The sequence below is a fragment of the Streptomyces sp. CB01373 genome (genome assembly GCF_002803075.1).
In the GTDB taxonomy this organism is placed as follows: domain Bacteria; phylum Actinomycetota; class Actinomycetes; order Streptomycetales; family Streptomycetaceae; genus Streptomyces.
This window is the reverse complement of record NZ_NNBK01000015.1, coordinates 140,689-158,683: the sequence shown is the minus strand read 5'-3', so window position 1 is coordinate 158,683 and position 17,995 is coordinate 140,689. Positions and strand designations below refer to the sequence as shown.

Below are 17,995 nucleotides of genomic sequence, written 5' to 3'. Positions count from 1 at the left end.
ACGGCGGGGCAGGGCGGGACTGGTACGCGGGGGGCCGGGTCGGAAGGGCGCGCGGCTCAGGAGGGGCGGCGGACGAGTTCCACGCCCAGCAGTTCCAGACGGACGGCTCCGTCGGCGTCGATGAGCGCCGCGTCGCAGCGCGCCCCCGTGCTGTGGACCTTCCGGCCCCGCAGCACACACCGCACGGTGCCCTCCACCGGGCCGCGCCGGTGCACCCTGCACTCCGCGACGGCCATCGGCAGGGTCGCAGCACCGAGTGCCTCCTGCGCCCAGACCAGGGCGAGTTGGAGCGCGCCGTCCACGGCGGCCGGGTCGAGCGGCCAGTGCTCACCCGGCCACTCCAGAACGGATACGCCCGCGACGACCGCCTCGGCCCCGTGCTCCGAAACACCTTGCGGCGAGCGGACGGAGTGGAAGCGGGGGCCGTGGAAGAGGATCTCCCCGTCGTACAACTCGGCGCCATCCAGCGGCTTGAGGCCGTCCGGGCTGCTCCACGCGGCCGGATCCGGCTCCTCGGCTCCGGTGTCCAGTACGGCCCGGAAGTGCGCCACCCCGCTGTCGCCCCGCAGTTCCGCCTCCAGCCCCGACGGCGAACCGGCCGGGCCCCGGCTGCCGTGCAGGGTGAGCCGGTGGCCCGCGCCGGCCAGTTCGGGCAGGGCGCACTTCCTGTACACCCGCAGATCGCGCAGGACGAGAGAGCCGGCTGCACCCGGCAGCCATGCGGTGGCCGCCCCGGCGAACCAGTTCAGGACCATCGCCACGGGCAGCACGGGAACCCCGGCGATCGCGTGATCGGCCAGCTGCGGCAGGCTGGCCGCCCGGACCAGCAGCTCAGCCGGACGCGGATCGCCGGCCGGCGACAGGGCCTCCGGATCGTCCCCGGCCACCAGGACGACCCGGGCCCCACCGGCCGCGCCGTCCAGCTCGGCCGTGAAGGCGGCCGCCCCCTGCTCCAGAGGGATCAGCGGAACCCCGGACCGGCCGAAGTGCCCGGCCAGAGCCGGCGTGACCATACCGCCGCGCCACGGACCCCAGGCGACGCACCGCACCAGACAGCCGGGGCGGCGGACCTGCTCGGCGGACGCGACCTGAGCGAGGATCTCGTTGGCCATGGCGTAGTCGCTCTGCCCCGCGTTCCCGAACACGGCCGCCACCGAGGAGAACAGGCAGATCACGTCCAGCGGATCGTCCGCCGTCGCGGCCAGCAGCGTGCGCAGACCGTCCACCTTGGTGGACATCACCGACTCGACCTGCTCGTCGGTCTTGTCGGCGATCAGCTTGTCGGCCAGCACCCCCGCGCCGTGCACGATGCCGGTGACCGGCCCCCACGCGTCACGTACGTCGCGCAGTGCCGCGGCCACGGCGTCCTCGTCGCGGACGTCCACCCGCACGTACCGGACGGGGGACCCCGCCTCCTCCAGCGCCGCCAGCGTCGCCCGCACCTCGCGCGCGCCCAGGATCTCCCGGGCCCGCGCCGCGATCCGGGCGGGCGAGGAGTCCGCCGCGTCCCCGGCGGAACGCTCGGCGAGCAGCCGGGTGAGCGCCGGTTCGTCGGCGGCCGACGCGAGCCCCTCGGGCTCGGGAGACGGTGCCGTCCTGCCGAGCAGCACGATCCGCGGACGATGGGTCCTGGCCAGGTCCAGCAGCGCGGCGGCGGTCACCCCGCGGGCCCCTCCGGTGGCCACGATCACCGACTCCGGTGTGATCCGCCGGGTGCCGTCGGGCGTCACCGGCGCGGGCACCGCCAGCAGGGTGGTGCGGGTACCGTCCGCGCGGAGACCCACCTCCAGGTCGGGGCCGCCTTCCAGCAGCTCCCGCACGATCGCCTCGGCGACCTCCTCGTCGCTCCGGCCGCCGCGTTCGCAGTCGACGGCCTTGACCGAGGCTCCCGGCCACTCCTTCGCCGCGGTCCTGGTCAGACCGGCGACCCCGCCCAGCCAGGCCCGGTCGGGTGCGTGACCGCCGAGCCCGAAGTCGCCTCCGGTGTCCTGCACGGTCACGAACAGCCCGCCGCGCTCGGCCGCCTGTGCCGCGACTGTGCGCGCGGCGCGGAACACCGACCGGTGTACCTCCCGCGCCTCGTCCGGCGCGCCGCTTTCCGTCAGCCCGCCGAGGTGGATGACACCGCGCGCGCCCTCGGGCACCTCCGCCGTGGCGGTGGCGTCCACGCCGTGCTCCGCCAGCTTCCGCGCGACGAGGCCGGTGAGCGGGGCGTCCTGGGGGCCCGCGCCCGTCACCACGAGCGGTCCGTCCAGGAGCCCGGCCGTCGCCAGGCCGGACGCCGGTGACTCCACGGCGCGCGGCACCAGCCTCGTCAGTGCCGTCTCCTGCCCGGACTCGGTGCGCATGGCCGGGATTGTTGGGACGCCGGCCATCTCCGGGGCGGCGGGAATCGCGGGTGCGGTGGGAATCCCCGAGACGGCGGGAGTTCCCGCCACTGCGGGGGTTCCTGACGCTGTGGGAACCTCCGACATGGCGGGGGGCCCGGACGAGGCGGACGCGGACGCGGCCGGGGCGTTCGGCGCCGGGGTCCCGGGCTGCCGGCCGGCCTCCGTGAGCGCCTCGACGATCTCGCGCAGCGTACGGAGCTTGCCGAGCTCTCCGACGTCTCCCGTCGCCATGTCGCCGACGCTGCGGCGCACGGCCGACAGGATCTCGACGCGCTTGATCGAGTCGACTCCCAGATCAGCCTCCAACTCCATGTCCACGTTGAGCATCTCGGCCGGATAGCCGGTGAGCCGGGCCACCACCGAGAGCAGGAGTTCCTCCAGCGCGGACGCCGACAGGGGCGCGTCATCGGTGGCCTGAGCCGGGGAATCCACCGGGACGGCGGCAGGCGCCCGGTCCTCGGCGGCGACCGGTGCGGGCGACGGCGCGACGCCGGACCCGGCGGGTACGAAGGCCGGTTGGGCCCCGGGAACGCCGACCGCCGCCGGGGCCGGTGTCACGGGTGCAGGGACCTGCCGAGGCGCTGAAGGACGGGGGAGCGGGAGCGGTGCCGGGGGAGCCGGGGCGTCGAGCACACCGCCGGTGCCCTGGATCCCGAGCATCGCAGCCAGGGTGGTCTCGGTCATCCGCAGAAAGGCCAAATGGCTGTCGGTCAGCATGCGTTGGCAGGCCGCGTGAGCCTCAGCCGTGTGCCGCTGGACGCTCTCCACCGCGGCGTACCACTCGGCTCCGGGGGCGGCTCCGGACTCGGCACCGTACACGGACAGGGCGTCGTCGGCGGGCACGGCGTCGTACGCGGGTACGGGGTCGTACGCGGGTACGGGGTCGTGCGACGGCTCGGCTTCGTACGCGTGCATGGGAACCACCGGGATGTCGGACGCGGGGGAGGGGGAGGGGGAGAGGGCAGGGGCAGGTGCGCCATACGAGTGGCGCTCCGGCCCACGCTCCAGCACGGGTGCGGGCGGCGATGGCTCGGCCCCGTCGGCGCGGGGCGGGTACAGCTGACCGTAGTTGGCTCCGCTGATCTTCACGGTCATCCGGGGCGTGCGCTCCTTGACTGGGGTTCCGGGCGAGGCGTACGGCGCCCAGAGGGGATCGAAGTCGAGAGGGATGCCGCGCACGGCGAGTTCGCCGAGCGCAGTGTGCAGGCTGGAGACCCCGGACCGGTCCGGCCGGTCCAGGGGGACGGCCGCGTGCTCGCGGTCACCGAGGATCTGCCCGACCAGGCCGGTCAGCGCGGTGCCCGCGCCGACCTCGACGAAGGTGCGCACCCCCGCCGCGTACATCGCCTCGATCTGGTCCTGGAAGAGCACCGGTGAGGCCAGGTGCTCGGCGATCCGGCGGCGTACCTGGGCGGGCGACGACGGGTACGGTGCCGCGTCCGCGTTGCCGTACACCTCGAACCGTGGCTCCGTGAACGTGACCGTACGCAGGAACTCGGCGAGCGGTTCACCGGCCGGGGCGACCAGCGGGCTGTGGAACGCGGTCGACGTGGCCAGCCGGCGTGTGCCGACACCCTCGCCCGCGAACGCCTTCTCGGCGCGCGCGACGGCCTCCGTCGCCCCCGAAAGCACCACCTGGCGCGGGGAGTTGTGGTTGGCCGGCCAGATGTCGCCGAACCCGCCGGCGGTCAGCACCGACACCACGTGCTCGCGGTCCGCCGCCACGGCCAGCATCGCGCCCGGCACGGCGGCCGCGTCCCGCATCAACTCGCCGCGCCTGCGGGCCAGACCGACCAGGGCGTCGGCGTCAAGGGCACCCGCGCAGTGCAGTGCCACCAGCTCACCGAAACTGTGGCCCGCCGCGCAGTCCGGTCGCAGCCCCAACTCCCGCAGTACGTCCAGCAGTGCGAGCGCGTGCACCGCGAGAGCGGGCTGCGCCCACTCGGTGGCGGCCAGAAGCGCCGCCTGAGCCGCGCGTTCCTCGTCGGTGAACGCGGGCGGCGGGAACACCACCCGGTGCAGGGGCCGTCCGTCGAAACCGGTACCGCCCAGCCGGTCCCACACGGCCTGGGCGGTCGGCGAGAGCATCGCGAGGCCGGCGCCCATCCCGACGTACTGGGAGCCCTGCCCGGGGAACAGGAAGGCGAGCCGGCCGGGCTCAGGGTCCCCCACGGCGTACCGGATGCCGTTCGGTGTCGAGAGCGCGGTGCCGGGCCGTTGCCGGATCAGTGTGAGCGCCTGCGCGCACTTCTCCCGCAGGTCCTCGGTGTCCGTGGCGACGACGGCCAGCCGCACCGGGTCGGTGGGCGAGAACGCGCGATGGCTCTCCCGGGCGAGCGCGGCCAGCGGACGGTCGCCGTCCGTCTCCGGCGGCACCAGGTCGGACGGTGACGCGCCGCTGAACAGGACGAGTTCGTCCGGCGCTGAGCGATGGCGCGGCGGCACACGGGCCGCGGTGCCCGAGGGCACGTACTCCTCCAGCGTGACGTGGAAGTTGCTGCCCCCGAAGCCGAAGCTCGACACCGACGCCCGGCGCGGATGACCGGCGGGCCGCACCCACGGCCGGGTCTCGGTGTTGACGTAGAACGGGCCGTCCGGGTCGGCGGCCGCCGTGATCGGCCGGTCGACCTTGATGGTCGGCGGCAGCACCTTGTGGTGCAGGGCCATGACCGCCTTGAGCAGCCCCGCCGCGCCCGCCGCGCACTTGGTGTGCCCGATCTGCGACTTGACCGAGCCGAGCGCGCACCACTGCCCGTCCGTACGCGGCCCGTCCGTGCGCCCCGGCGCCTCGAACACCGCGCGCAGCGCCGTCAGTTCGGCGGTGTCCCCGGCTTTCGTGCCGGTCCCGTGCGCCTCGACCAGCTCCACGGTCCGTGGACCGTATCCCGCCTGCTCGTACGCGCGCCGCAGAGCCCGTGCCTGACCGTCGGGGAGCGGCGCGTAGATCGCCGTACTCCGGCCGTCGGACGAGGTGCCGATGCCCCGGATCACCGCGTGGATCCGGTCGCCGTCCCGCTCCGCGTCGGACAGCCGCTTCAGCGCGTACATCACGACCGCCTCGCCCAGCATGGTGCCGTCCGCCGCGTCCGAGAACGGACGGCAGTCACCGGAGCGGGAGAGCGCGGGCGTCTTGGAGAAGCACAGGAACATGCCGATGTCGTTGCCGGTGTCCACGCCTCCGCTGATCACCAGGTCGGCCCGTCCGAGCGCCAGTTCACCGACCGCCGTGGACAGGGCCGCCAGGGAGCTGGCACAGGCGGCGTCGGTGGTGTGGTTGGTGCCGTGCAGGTCGAACCGGTTGGCGATCCGTCCCGCGACGACATTGCCGAGCAGGCCCGGGAAGGTCGACTCCTGCCACGGAGTGAAGTGCGCCGAGATGCGGTCGCACACGGCCCGCGCCTCGGCCTCTGCGAAACCGTACTCCCGCAACGCCTTCAGCCACAGCGGGCGTTGGGCGCGCCCGTACATGTGCGGGAGCAGTTCCAGGGCGGCAGCGCCGAGGACGACGCCGACCCGGTCCCGGTCCATGTCCGGCAGACCGCCGGCGTCGGTCAGCACCTGGTCCGCGACCATCAGGGCGAGCAGTTGGGAGGTGTCCGTCGCCGGCAGACCGGCGGGCGGCACACCGTACGCCAGCGGATCGAAGTCCACCTCCGGCAGGAAGGCACCCCGGCGGGCGTACGTCTTGTCGGGGGCGGCCGGGTCGGGGTCGTAGTGGTCCGCCACCAGCCAGCGGGAGGAGGGCACTTCGGTGATCAGGTCCCGGCCGCCGGTCACGATCCGCCAGTAGCCGGCCGCGTCCGTCGCGCCGGGCACCAGGGCACCGACACCGACCACGGCGACGGGCACCTGCCCGGGGGCGGAAGCGGACACGACATCTCCTCGGGGATGGACGGCTGCTGCTGACGACTTCGGGACTCGAGGGCCGCTCATGCCAGCCCGCACGGGGTGTAGGTGAACGCCTCGGACGGCAACGGGACTCCGTAGGTGCGCAGTTGATGGGCGCGGGTGAGCACCGCGGCGCCTTCGAGCAGGTTGAGCGCGATCTGCACCACGGACCGGTTCGCCGGTTCGGCGAGGAACGTGCCCGCGACCCAGCGGTTGAACGCGCCCATCGCCGGACCGCACCAGATCTGGTAGTCGGCACGCCGCGCCGACTCGCCGCTGATCGCCCACCGGCTGGAACTGCCCAGGTACCAGCGGAAGACCAGCGCCATACGGTGCTTGGGATCGGCCTCCGCACGCGTGATCTCCGAGGGGTCGCGGCGTTCCCAGAAAGCGCGCGTACGCTGCCAGACCTCGTCGAACGAGGCTCGCAGCACATCCCGTTCGATCGCGATGCGCACCGCGGGCGGGATCTCCTCCAGCGCGCCGTGCGCCCGGTACGCGGCGTGGAGTCTGGCGGCCCGCTGGGCGAACATCGTTCCCCGGGACAGCACCTGCAGCGTGACTCCCAGTTCGAACATGTCCGCCGCCGGTGCCATCGCCACGTCGGCGACGTCCGCCTCGCAGAGCATCGACTTGGCCTCGTCGGACAGGCCCGCCTCGACGGCGGTCTGGTTCACCGATCCGACGACGACGTAGGACGCGCCGAGGGCGAAGGCGGCGGCCACCGCGTCCGGAGTTCCCAGTCCGCCGGCCGCGCCGATCCTGACCGGCCGGGGGTAGCCGAACCGCCGGCAGAGCGCGTCGCGCAGCAGGACGATCCTCGGCAGCAGGGCCGACAACGGCCGGTTGTCGGTGTGACCTCCGCTGTCGGCCTCCACGGTGATGTCCTCGGCCACCGGCACCAGGGCCGCGAGAGCGGCCTCCTCCGGGGTCAGCTTCCCCTGGGCGACGAGCAGGTCGAGGAGCGCGGCCGGCGCGGGGGAGAGGAACCTCTCCGCCACCTCGGGCCGGGAGACCTTGGCGAGCATCCGCGTACCCCGGACGATCCCGCCGTCGGCGCCCCGGCGCAGACCCCGCGCCGAACACAGAACGACGGCCGGGGTCAGCTCCATGAACGCCGACGCCGAGATCCGGGGCACGCGGCAGCGCAGCAGCAGCTCGGCGACGCGGAACTCCAGCGCGGGCTCGGCCGGTGAGTGGATGAGGTTCACGCCCCAGTTCGGACGGGACCGCAGTTCTTGCGCCAGCGCGTGCACGGCCCGCTCCACCTCGGCGTACGCCAGACCGCCGGCGCCGAAGAAGCCGAGCATCTCCGCCCGGGCCATCGCGGACACCATCCGCGTGGTCGCGATGCCGTTCGCCATCTCGCCCGCCACATAGGGGAAACGGACGCCGTGCGCCTCGCAGAAGGTGCGCCCGCCGAGCCACTCGGGGTACAGCGGCGGCAGCGTGCCGAGCACCTGTCCGTCGGGTACGGGGCCGGTCGCGAGCCCCAGCTCACGGCCGCTCGGCCCGCTGACGACGTGTACGGGTTCCCGGACCCTTCGGGCACAGGCGGCGATCTCCTCCAGGGAGAAGGCCGGAGGGGACGCGGCGGGGGCGTCAGGAGGGTAGAGCACGGGCACGAAGGGGCTCCAGCGGGGAGAGGGAAGGCGAGGTGCGCGGGTCAGGCGTACCGGGCGGACGGGAAGGCGGCCGTGGGCGTGGGTGACGGCCCGGCAGGAACCGGGTTTCTCGGGAGCAGCCCGCACAACAGGTAGTCGAGGTCCACCGGCCGGGAGGCCGCCGACGGACCGAACAGGGCCCGGACCCTGGTGTCGTCGAAGCGCCGACAGTGGGCCAGGTAGGCCGTGAGGCCCGGGTAGAAGTCCACCAGCGCCTCCAGCGCCGACAGATCGTCCGGCTTGGTGGCGACCAGGTCGATCGACAGCCCGACCAGCCGCTCCAGCAGGGTCACGATCGTCGGCACCGGCACGTCGCGGTCATGGACGACGTGGTACGTGTCGACTCCGCCCGAGGGTGTCCGGCCGGCCAGCCGCACCATGACCTCGGCGGCGTGCTCCACCTGCATCAGGTTCAGCCGGCCGTGCGGATGCCCCACGATGCGGACGCGGGGACGACCGTCCGGGAGGCCGGCACCGTGCGGGCCATCGGACCCGGCACCGTCGCTTGCAGGTCTCCCGGGACCGGCGGCGCGTCGCGCGTCGCGCAGGATCCGCTCGATGACCTGCAGCGGATGCGAGGGCAGTTCCGGGTGCGGCGGCAGATCCGTGACCAGGATGCTGGGCCGCAGCACCACGACCGGACGGCGGTGCTGCCGCGACCACGCGTGGATCAGCACCTCCGCCTCGTACTTGGAGCGCTCGTAGGTGTTCTCGAAGCCGTTCGCGTCGTCCAGCTCGTCCTCGTACGCGACCCCCTCACGCCGGCTCCCGGCGACGAAGGCCGTACTCACGTGGTGGAGCACGGGTCTGTGGCGTCCGGCGGCGGCCAACTCCAGCACGTGCCGGGTCCCTTCGACGTTGGTCCGGCGCAGCTCGGGAAGATCCCCCTCCAGGTTGATGCTGCCCGCGCTGTGCCAGATCGCGCCGAGCCCGTCGGCCAGCTCCTGGAACGCGCGCCTGGACAGCCCCAGCCCGGGCTGCTCCAACTCGGTTTCCACCACCCGTAGTCGGCCGGGGAGTTCGGCGACGAACGGCTCGGGCGCGCCGGTCAGTTCGAAGAACCGGCTGATGCGGTGCACCGCGTCGCCCGACCCCGCGTGGGCCAGGACCGTCACCGACCGGTGTGTGCCGAGCAGACGGCGCAGCAGGCGCAGTCCGAGGAATCCGGTGGCGCCGGTGAGGGCGACGTGCATGACCTTGGCTCCAAGGGTTCCGAGAGGGACAGGACCACGACCGCGCGCGAGGGCGGTGACGGCCGGGCCGCTGCGGCGGCCGGGAGGCGGGACGCAGTCGACCGCCCCCACGGCGCGCAAGGGCACCGGCGGGCTCGGCCTGATGATCGCGGGGCAAGGCACACAGTGTCAGACGGCGGACGGCGACGGAGCTTTCGATCCCACCGGCTCACCTGAACGGATGACCTGGGCCATGGTCCGTGCGTATCCAGGACGTTCCTTCGAAGCGCCCGTCGCGATGGCAGGACGCCCGTCCGCAGCGACGCGACGAAGCGGCCGGGACCGAGCGGGCGACGGGAAGGCCTGTCCTCCTTTCGGATGATCTCGCCGGAGGCGGCGGAGAGGTGACGATGCGCGGCCCCGGGCGGTTCCGCCTCGCCGCCTGCGGGCGGTGCGGTGCGTCCAGCCCGGCGTGAGACGGAGGAGCCCGCGGTCCCGAGCGCCTACGGCCGCCCACCACGCGCGGATATAAACCGTGTTGATCCAGGCCGAGGTGACGCGTCCCGCGGTCGGTCGGGATGGCCGACCGCCCGGCCTCGCCCCGCCTGCCCGTCCCTCGGCACGAATGGAAGTTCCCCGATGCCCGCGTCCGTCCCGTCAGCCCCGTCCGATCCGTTGCCCGGTCTCCCCACCCACACGATCGACCGCGTCTTCCTCAGCATGGAACGCCGTCACCCCGACACCCGCTGGGACGCCGGCGGCGTCGCCTACCTGAGCGGGCCGCCCCCGAGCCTGGCGGACCTCCGCGCGTACGTGGGCTTCCGCCTGGGCCGGCTGCCCCTGCACACGAGCTGGATCCAGGGCGGCGGCTCACGGCGCCCCCGGTGGCGGCCGGACGCGGACTTCAGCATCGACCGTCACGTCCACGAGGTGGTCGCAGAGGGTTCCGAGGGCTGGGACACGGCCCTGCACACCGCGGTCAACGCGCCGTTCGCGCCCGGCACCTACTGGGGGCTCTGGCTGGTCCATGGCCATGCGCCCGACGAGTACGCCCTGTGCTACCGCTTCCGCCACGCCTGCCAGGACGGTTCGGCAGCCGCGATGACGTTCCGGGCCATCCTGGGCGAGGGGGAGGCCTCGGCCCGCCCGGTGCCGGCGAAGGGCCGCCCGGCCGGTCTGCCTCGGCGGGTGGGCACCGCCGTCGGGCTGGCGGCGAAGTTCATTGCCGGCTCGCTCACCCTCCCCGGCCGCCGTCCGGCCATCCCCTTCGTCCCCACCGGGGAGCGGCGACTGTGGCGGGGCCGGGTGTCGGCGGACGCCCTCCGCCGGATCGGTGCGGCACGTGGGGGATCGGCGCACGACGCCCATCTGGCCGCGCTCGGCGGGGCGTTGTCGGCCTGGTCCGCCAAGTCCGGTGTACGGCTTCCCCGCGTGACGGTACTGCTGCCTGTCGACGCGCGCCGCCCGGAGGAGGAACAGACCTGGGGCAACCGCTGTTTCGCCCTGCCGTTGGAACTGCCCGTGCGGGCCGCCCCGCAGCGCGGCACCCCGTCCCGGGACGGCGACTCGTCCCTGCGGCGCCTCGAGTACGTCATGGCGACGACCCGGAAACTGCGGGGCGACTCATGGAGGCAGGGTATTCAGGACCTCGTCCGCCACATGCCCGACCGCCCGACCGAGTGGTACCTGCGCAGGATGCTCTCCCCGGGCGTCACCCAGGTCATGGCCACGTCCATGCCGGTCGCCGACAAGGGCAGCCTGGGGACCACCCAGGTGACGGGCGTCGCCCTGCTGCCCCTGCTGGTGCCCGGACACCTCTTCGGAGTGGGCCTGTCGTTCTTCGGCAGCTCGGCCGAGGTGACCTTCGTGTCCGACCGGGCCCTGCCGTTCGGGGAGTTGCTCCCGGAACTGTGGGAGCAGGCCGTGGGTGAGCTGGAAGGGGCCTCGGCGCCCGAGTGAACGAACCGGCACCGGGCCGAACCCAGCGCTCGGGTACGGTCCCGGTGCCAACCCTTCCTTTCAGAAGGCCACTTGGCGATCCCCAGGGCTCACACGGCGTCGGCCGCACGGGTGGTGCCGCTGACGCCGGGCAGGCTCGGCATGACGCCACGTGCGCGACGCCTGCCCGCTCGGCGCTCCCGGCGCAGGGTCCTTCGGTAGGAGCGGAAGTCGATCTCGATCCCGTGGCGGTAGGTGGACACGTACGTCGTGCGATGGCGGCGCCACTCGCGCGCGATCGCCCGTGCCATGTCCGCCGGTGACGGCAGCGCCACCGCGCCCTCGATCAGTTCGGCGATCCATTCCGCCTGCGGTTCGAGCAGCGGGAAAGCCGCGCCGGAAGGCTGTGCGAGCCCCATGAAGTAGAGCCCGGGGATGCGGGGCGGGACGGTACGCAGATAGAGCTCGGTGCGGCCGTCCGGGGCGGCGAACAGGGACGGTTCCAGGAAGGGGAACGAGATGGTGTAGCCCGTCGCGTACACCACCGCGTCCACCGGTTCACGGCTGCCGTCCGTGAAGGCCGCCGTGGTCCTGCCGAAGGAGCGGACACCGGGCTTCGGCGTGACCGCGCCCCGGGCCAGCTGGACGAGGAGTTCGTCGGAGGTGGAGGGGTGGCGGGCGAGCGGCCCGCGGTCCGGCGCGGGCAGCCCGTAGTGGGCCGGGGCACCGCGGGTGAGCCGCAGGAGGAGCCGCAACCCCGGGTCCTTCAGGAGCCGCGGGAGACCGGACAGCGGGCTCCACACCAGATGGTCCGCCGGACGGCCGAGCAGCATCTTGGGGAACACGTGCGCCGCGTCGCGCGCGGAGAGGAACGTCCGGGCCGCCGTGCGCGAGATCTCCGCCGCGATCTCGCACGCGGAGTTGCCCATGCCGATGACCAGCACCCGCAGACCGGCGTACGGGTCAGGGGTGCGGTAGTCGTGCGAGTGGATCGCGGTCCCCTCGAACTCCTCGGCACCGGGCACGGCGGGGGCCGGGAGACGCGGGTCCCAGTGATGGCCGTTGGCCACCACCACCTCGCTGTAGCGCCGCCTCTCCTCGCCCGTGTCGCCGCGGCGCCGGCACACCACCTCCCAGCCGCCGCCGTCCAGGGGCCGCACCGAAGTGACCTTCGTGCCGCACACGATGTGGCGGTGCAGGCCGAACGACGCGGCGTAGTCCTCCAGGTAGGCCAGGACCTTGCTGTGGTGCGGAAAGACCGGGTAGCTCTCCGGCATGGCCAGGGAGGAGAACGACATGCTCTCCTTCGAGATGTTCGCGTGCAGCGACGCGTACACCCCCGACATGCCGTTGTCGTTGCCGTACCGCCAGAGTCCGCCGATGCCCGACCCGGCCTCGAAGCAGTCGAACGGAACGTCCCGGGAGGCGAAGACCCTGCTCGCCGCCAGGCCTGAGGGGCCGGCGCCGATCACACATGTCCTCCGCATGACTGACCGACCTTTCTGGACCGGGGCGGAAACCCGGGCGGGCGGACCCGCCGGCCCCCCGGTCCGGGCGACGCTAGCCGTCCCGGTGGTCCCGAACCCCCTTTCCGTCGGCGGAACCGCCGCACGCGTGACGCTGCGGGCGCCGGATTGACGCCGTGGGACGGAGCCGGGACCACGCCGTTTCCCTTGCTGCGGCTGCTCGTTGGGCACGGGCGGCCCGGTTCCGCCGCCGCTTCGGAAGGAGCCGGAAGACGCGGACCGGTTCCGCGGACAACCGGAAGACCTGGCACGACGGAGCAGCGCGATGGACGTCACAGATGTGCACCACTCCTACCGGCAGCACGCGGTTCTACGGGGCGTCGACCTCCGTCTGCGCACCGGGGTGCTCGCCGGGATCGTCGGAGAGAACGGCGCCGGCAAGACGACGCTGCTGAAGATCCTTTCCGGTGAACTCAGGCCGGACCGGGGCTCGGTGCGCCACAGAGGCAGGTTCGGCTACTGCCCGCAGTCCGTGGTCCTGGACGACTCCTTCACCGTTCGTCAGCATCTCGACTTCTTCCGGCACGCCTTCGGACTCGCGGACCTGCGGCGGGCCGAGGAAGTGATGGAGACCCTGGACTTCACCGAGTACCTCGACCAGCGTGCGGGCCTGCTCAGCGGGGGCTCACGGCAGAAGCTGAACCTGACCCTGGCGCTCATGCACGACCCGGACGTGCTGCTGCTGGACGAGCCCTACCAGGGCTTCGACTGGGAGACGTATCTGCGCTTCTGGGAGTTGGCGACCGGGCTGCGCGACGCCGGACGCTCGGTGCTGGTCGTCTCGCACCTGGCGTACGACATCGACCGGCTGGACCAGTTGTGGCGCCTGGAGGACGGACGCCTGCACCGCCAGGACCGCTGCGCGGAGGCGGCGGCATGAGGCGGCACTGGGCCCTGTTCACCACGGCCTCCCGGTACGCGCTGATCGGCCACGCCCGCAACCGGTTCGCGATGCTGCTGGTGGTGCTCTACATCCCCGTGTGGATCGCCCTGGCCTACGTGACCATTCCCGACCGGCCGGCGCCGTTCCGACTGCGTGCCACGGGCGAGGTGCTGACCCCGCCCGGCAACCATCTCACCCAGATCACGGGCGCGTTGAACGCGGTCACCCTGATCGCCGGGTTCATGATGTTCGCCGCCACCTTCACGGGCGGTGCCTTCGACCGGCGCCTGGCCATGGCGGGTTACCCGCGGCACCACCTGGTCCTCGCCAAGCTCTCCGCGCTCACCCTGGTCTGCGCCGCCGTCGCCGCGTACGCCACGGCCGCCGCCGGCTTCGCCTGGTCGCCCCGGCAGCCCCTCATGCTGACTGCCGCGCTGTTCTTCGCCGCCCTGACCTACGGCGCGCTAGGAGTGGTCTTCGGCTCGGTGCTCCGCCGCGAGGTGGAGGGCATGTTCGCCATCCTGATGATCAGCATCATCGATGTCGCCCTGCAGAACCCCCTCTCAAGCTCCGGGTCGGACAGCGCCGTTGTGCGCTTCCTGCCGTCGTACGGAGCCGTGCAGGCCAGTATGTCCGCGGCCTTCTCCACCGCGCCGGTGGCTCAGGGCCTCGCGATCCAGCTCCTCTGGCTGACTGGGGCGGCGCTGGCCGGGTTCATGGTCTTCCGTCGCCGTACCCGCGACGCGCTCCCACCGGAACAGGCCGCCGTGACCGCGGCGGCCAATGATCGTTCTGTAAGCGGGCGTTGAATCGCCCCGAACCATCACATTCTTTACGCAAGGAGCACACCCCCATGAGCCTGTCGCGTACCGTCCAGCGCACGGTCCTCACCACGGCCCTCCTGTCCGCCTCCGCGCTGGCCTTCCCGGCCTCCGCACAGGCGGCCCCGCTGCCGCCCGCGTGCCAGGAGGCGCTGCTCACCACCCTCGACAAGTTCCCCGTCACGGACTTCACGGTCCCCGACAAGGTCCAGAGCGCCATGCTGGTCGAGGTCATGAACCTGAGCGACGCCGACCAGAAGGCCATCACCCAGGAGGCTTGCGCGGCCTGGAACAACTGGGCCACCAAGAACGGCCAGGCGGTGGCCACGGACCTGGACACCCGCTACCGGAACGCCGCCGGACCCGCGTGCAACAAGTTCACCACCTCCGCCATCGGGACGATCAAGAAGTTCGCGCCGAACATCCCTGCCCAGACACGGGACTTGGAGAAGGTGGCCAAGAAGGTCTGGCAGAACAGCATGGAGAAGCTCTCGACGGAAGCCACCAACGCCGACTGCCGCAAGGCCTACAACGGGGTCAAGGCCGGCTGGTAGCAAGCCCCGGCGGATGACACCCCCGCCCGCCGAGTGACGCTTCCGTCCGTCGCCCACTCCCGACGGCCTCAACCACCCGCACCGCCCCCGAGCCGCAGGCATCGGCACCGAGGCAGTGCTGTGGCCGCGGCCATGGCCGACGGTACGGAAGCGCCGTTTGCGGGCTGAGGGGTGGTGACCCTTCAGGTAGTCGTCGAGTTCCGGGAGCTGGTCGAAAACGAAGAGGACTTCCGACCGGCCCAGCAGCCCCTGTGTTTCGAGTTCAGCCAGGTCCGCAGCGATCAAGTGCGGCGCGAACCCGGTTGAGGCCCTCCACTCTCCAGTGGCCCCGGTCGGGCATTTGGTCGTGTCGGCGCCAGCGCCAGGCCGAGAACATCGCCCAGTTCACGGCGCGGCACCGGTGAAGCAGGGAGTGGTCAGCCCCCGCATAGTGCTTTCCCGCTTCTTCGGGCGCATGGGCGAGGTCGAACTCGACCGGCCCACGGCAGCACGTGGCGAGGTCCACGAACAGCGGCCCTCTCCTCGTGTTGAGGAGGTTGCCCGGATGCGGCTCGCCATGCAGCAGCTGGTCGCGGGTTTTGTCGGTGCTGATCGCAGCGGTCAGACCGCTGAGCGTGCCGCTGAGGAGTTCCCGGTCAGGCTCGGGCAGCTCGGGGGACCGCTCCCGGGCGTTCACCTCTCTCAGTGCCACGGCGACTCGATCGGTGAAATGCGGTGCGTCCAGATCGAGCTGCCGCAGGGCGGCATGGTGCCGCATGAGCACGTCCGCGTAGTCGGCCGGCGCGATCTCCGATCCCACAGGTTCGTAGTAGGTCCAGAGCGAGATGGCGAAGGCATCACGCACATGGACTCGGGGGACGACCCGAGGATCGAGCTCAGCCACGGGTGCGTCGATGGCAGCGAGACGGTGAGCAACCTCTACTTCGAATTCGGAATCAGCCAGATGCCCCGAAGGTGCGACCCGAGCCAGAACATCGCAGGGGACCAGGCGCAGCGCGATGCGGTCCGAGTTGTGGATGACGACCACGTCTTCGACCTGAAGGCCCAGCTCCACAGCGGTCGCCCGTCCCGCCTCAACCGCGCGGCGGAGTTCCCATGGCTCCATGACGTCCTCCCTCGTTGTTGAGTACACATACACGGGTGAGGGCAACTGTGGCGAAGGGTTTCCTCACCGCCTGCCGGACAGTCCGCTTCATGAGAGCGCGCGGTTGACGCACCGGCTACTGCAGATCGCCGACTCCGACCGGCGGTCCGTGAGCGGTGACGTCACCCGCGGTGCGGCGGCGATGCTTCCGGTGTCGCTTCGCCTGCCGCTTCGCCGAGCTCTTGCGCCAGTGGCGACTGGACGCCTGCCCCGGTCGGCCGGTGGGTGGGGCGGGTGGCCAGGTAGAGCGCCGCGGCGGCCATCAGGACCGCCATCACGGCGAGTATGGCGCGATAGTCCACCAGCGCGATCAACGCGGCTCCCGCGGCGATGGCCCCGGTCTGCGGTACTCCTATCAGCACGCTCAACGCGGCATCGGTCCGCCCCATCAGAGAGGCGGGCGTGCGCCGTTGGAAGAGGGTCATGACGCCCGCAACGATCAAAGGCAGGCTGGCGCCGATGAGTACGGTGCCCGGCGCGACCGCGAGCAGAGATGGGGCGGCACTCAGGGAAAAGCCCGCGGCGGCGCAGGCCAGGCCGAGCGTCACGGTCCGCGCTTCGCCCGCACGCCGCATGAACACCGCCGCGGCCACCCCGGCCGCTATGGCACCGACACCCTCCAAGGAGCTGAGGACGCCGAGGAAGGGTGGTGGGCGGTGCAGCCCCAGATCGACAACGGCAAAGAGCACCGACTCGGAGAAACCGAAGGCGACGACGGCGAGCACCACGGCGACGGTCGACTGACGCAGGGCGGGGGTCCGCGCGATGTAGCGGAAACCGGCGGCGATCCGGGCGCCGGTATCCTCTTGCCGCGCCGGCTGCGGGCGTTCCTCCCGCTGCCGGATCAGTGCGATGAGCAGGGCTGCGAGAGCGAAGGTCGCCGCGTCGCCCACCACCAGCGGACCCAGGCCGAATGCGGACAGCACGCCTGCCCCCAGGAGAGGCGCAATCAGGCGCAGGCCCTGCAGCAGGGTCTGCAGGAGGCCGTTGGCATCGCCCAAGTGCTCCGATGGGATCAACGTCTGGGTGAGCGCGGTCATGGCCGAGCCGGTGGCGCCGCTGCCCAGCCCGTACAAAGCCATGACGACATAACAGACCCAGATGCTGTGGCGGTCGTGCACCAGGAGCAGCGGCAGGACCAGCACCGTGGAGGCCAGGTTCAGGACGATCAGCAGCGGCCGACGCCGTGCCCGGTCGACCAGGGCACCGCCCAGGGGTGCGCCCAGAGTGCCGAGGATGAAGGCGAAGAAGACCAGTCCGGCGGCGGAGTTGCTGCCGGTGAGCTCCTTGACCCGGATACCGAGGGCGATCCACAGGGCATTGCTCCCGGCCATGTCGATCAGCCTGGCGGCGACGAGCAGGCGGATGTCCCGGCGAGTGAGAAGGGCACGCACGGTCAGTCCTCCTGGGTGTGCAAGGCGTCGGCGGGGAAAGTGAACTGGATCAGCTCCATGGCAACAGCGCCCTCGGGCCGCAGCGACGGATCCTCAAGGCGCTCGCGATAGCGGAAGAGCAGGGCGGTCAGCTCCGCCTTGAAGGTCTCGGCTTCCTCGGGGGTCAGATAGAAGACCGACTCGGCAGCACTGGTGATCTTGTTCCAGTGCTCGGGGAACGCGTATCGCATCGCGCCGATCTTGCGGATTCGTTCCAGCCAGGAGTCCCACAGCACGGCGCTGAGCGCTGCCGCGGCGATCGCCCCCGCCGGGTCGGACTCGTCGACCGTGAAGCCGATGTGAGCACGCCGCCACGGGCGACTGCGACCCGTGCCGCCTCCCGCCTCCTCGACGAAGCCGTACTTCGCCAGCGTGCGCAGATGGAAGGCGCAGTTCGTCGGGGACTCTCCCACCACCTCGGCGGCCTCGGTCGCGGTCAGCGGCTCGCGCCGACTCAGAGCTTCGAGCAGGGCCAGGCGGGTGGGATGCGCGACGGCCCGCATGGCCTTCGGGTCGGTGAGCTTGCGGTGTTCACGCGGAGCAGCGCCCCCGGTTTCGAAAGACATGTTTCGAGACTCTACG

Annotated in this window: 11 protein-coding genes; 4 read left to right on the top strand and 7 right to left on the bottom strand. The window is 72.2% G+C overall.

Translation table 11 applies throughout. The features are described 5' to 3' along the window. Positions 1–56 precede the first annotated feature (56 nt). From CG719_RS24850 to CG719_RS24840, 3 genes are read right to left on the bottom strand one after another with little or no spacing between them, the layout of a single operon-like run. Positions 57–6,263, bottom strand: coding sequence for a type I polyketide synthase (locus CG719_RS24850; protein WP_199836766.1), 6,207 nt, complete (start codon positions 6,261–6,263; stop codon positions 57–59). Positions 6,264–6,319: 56 nt separating this feature from the next. Beyond that, on the bottom strand, positions 6,320–7,903 hold the full coding sequence (locus tag CG719_RS24845; RefSeq protein ID WP_100570897.1) for a PfaD family polyunsaturated fatty acid/polyketide biosynthesis protein: 1,584 nt from the start codon (positions 7,901–7,903) through the stop codon (positions 6,320–6,322). A 41-nt stretch (positions 7,904–7,944) separates the two neighbouring features. After that, on the bottom strand, positions 7,945–9,135 hold the full coding sequence (locus CG719_RS24840; protein ID WP_100570896.1) for an SDR family oxidoreductase: 1,191 nt from the start codon (positions 9,133–9,135) through the stop codon (positions 7,945–7,947). Between the two features lie 618 nt (positions 9,136–9,753). Between CG719_RS24840 and CG719_RS24835 the strand changes: the two genes are divergently transcribed. Then, positions 9,754–11,073, top strand: coding sequence for a hypothetical protein (locus CG719_RS24835; protein ID WP_100570895.1), 1,320 nt, complete (start codon positions 9,754–9,756; stop codon positions 11,071–11,073). 89 nt (positions 11,074–11,162) lie between these two features. Here CG719_RS24835 and CG719_RS24830 read toward each other — a convergent pair whose 3' ends face one another. Further along, entirely contained in the window at positions 11,163–12,539 is a 1,377-nt protein-coding gene (locus CG719_RS24830) for an NAD(P)-binding domain-containing protein (protein ID WP_100570894.1), read from the bottom strand. Positions 12,540–12,843: 304 nt separating this feature from the next. Here CG719_RS24830 and CG719_RS24825 point away from each other — a divergent pair, with 304 nt between their 5' ends. Genes CG719_RS24825 through CG719_RS24815 form a run of 3 tightly spaced genes read left to right on the top strand, consistent with a single transcriptional unit; the run spans position 12,844 to position 14,836 of the window. Next, complete coding sequence (locus CG719_RS24825; protein WP_100570893.1) at positions 12,844–13,458, top strand: ABC transporter ATP-binding protein; 615 nt, start codon at positions 12,844–12,846, stop codon at positions 13,456–13,458. Next, complete coding sequence (locus tag CG719_RS24820) at positions 13,455–14,270, top strand: hypothetical protein (RefSeq protein ID WP_100570892.1); 816 nt, start codon at positions 13,455–13,457, stop codon at positions 14,268–14,270. The genes CG719_RS24825 and CG719_RS24820 overlap by 4 nt, the downstream gene beginning before the upstream one ends. A gap of 44 nt (positions 14,271–14,314) precedes the next feature. Beyond that, on the top strand, positions 14,315–14,836 hold the full coding sequence (locus tag CG719_RS24815; RefSeq protein WP_100570891.1) for a hypothetical protein: 522 nt from the start codon (positions 14,315–14,317) through the stop codon (positions 14,834–14,836). Positions 14,837–15,098: 262 nt separating this feature from the next. On the opposite strand, the gene CG719_RS24810 is transcribed toward CG719_RS24815, so the two are convergent. From CG719_RS24810 to CG719_RS24800, 3 genes are all read right to left on the bottom strand, one after another. Further along, positions 15,099–15,941, bottom strand: a complete 843-nt coding sequence (locus tag CG719_RS24810; RefSeq protein WP_100570960.1) for a phosphotransferase — start codon at positions 15,939–15,941, stop codon at positions 15,099–15,101. A 161-nt stretch (positions 15,942–16,102) separates the two neighbouring features. After that, entirely contained in the window at positions 16,103–17,374 is a 1,272-nt protein-coding gene (locus CG719_RS24805) for an MFS transporter (protein ID WP_100570890.1), read from the bottom strand. Between the two features lie 2 nt (positions 17,375–17,376). Then, positions 17,377–17,979 carry a winged helix-turn-helix domain-containing protein gene (locus tag CG719_RS24800; RefSeq protein ID WP_159024950.1) on the bottom strand — a complete coding sequence of 201 codons (603 nt, stop codon included), beginning with the start codon at positions 17,977–17,979 and terminating at the stop codon, positions 17,377–17,379. Positions 17,980–17,995: the final 16 nt, after the last annotated feature.

Bases quoted from the DNA above. Each gene is read 5' to 3' on its own strand.
- CG719_RS24820 (WP_100570892.1), top strand. From the start codon at position 13,455: ATGAGGCGGCACTGGGCCCTGTTCACCACGGCCTCCCGGTACGCGCTG.
- CG719_RS24830 (WP_100570894.1), bottom strand. From the start codon at position 12,539: ATGCGGAGGACATGTGTGATCGGCGCCGGCCCCTCAGGCCTGGCGGCG.
- CG719_RS24835 (WP_100570895.1), top strand. From the start codon at position 9,754: ATGCCCGCGTCCGTCCCGTCAGCCCCGTCCGATCCGTTGCCCGGTCTC.
- CG719_RS24840 (WP_100570896.1), bottom strand. From the start codon at position 9,135: ATGCACGTCGCCCTCACCGGCGCCACCGGATTCCTCGGACTGCGCCTG.
- CG719_RS24825 (WP_100570893.1), top strand. From the start codon at position 12,844: ATGGACGTCACAGATGTGCACCACTCCTACCGGCAGCACGCGGTTCTA.
- CG719_RS24810 (WP_100570960.1), bottom strand. From the start codon at position 15,941: ATGGAGCCATGGGAACTCCGCCGCGCGGTTGAGGCGGGACGGGCGACC.
- CG719_RS24800 (WP_159024950.1), bottom strand. From the start codon at position 17,979: ATGTCTTTCGAAACCGGGGGCGCTGCTCCGCGTGAACACCGCAAGCTC.
- CG719_RS24815 (WP_100570891.1), top strand. From the start codon at position 14,315: ATGAGCCTGTCGCGTACCGTCCAGCGCACGGTCCTCACCACGGCCCTC.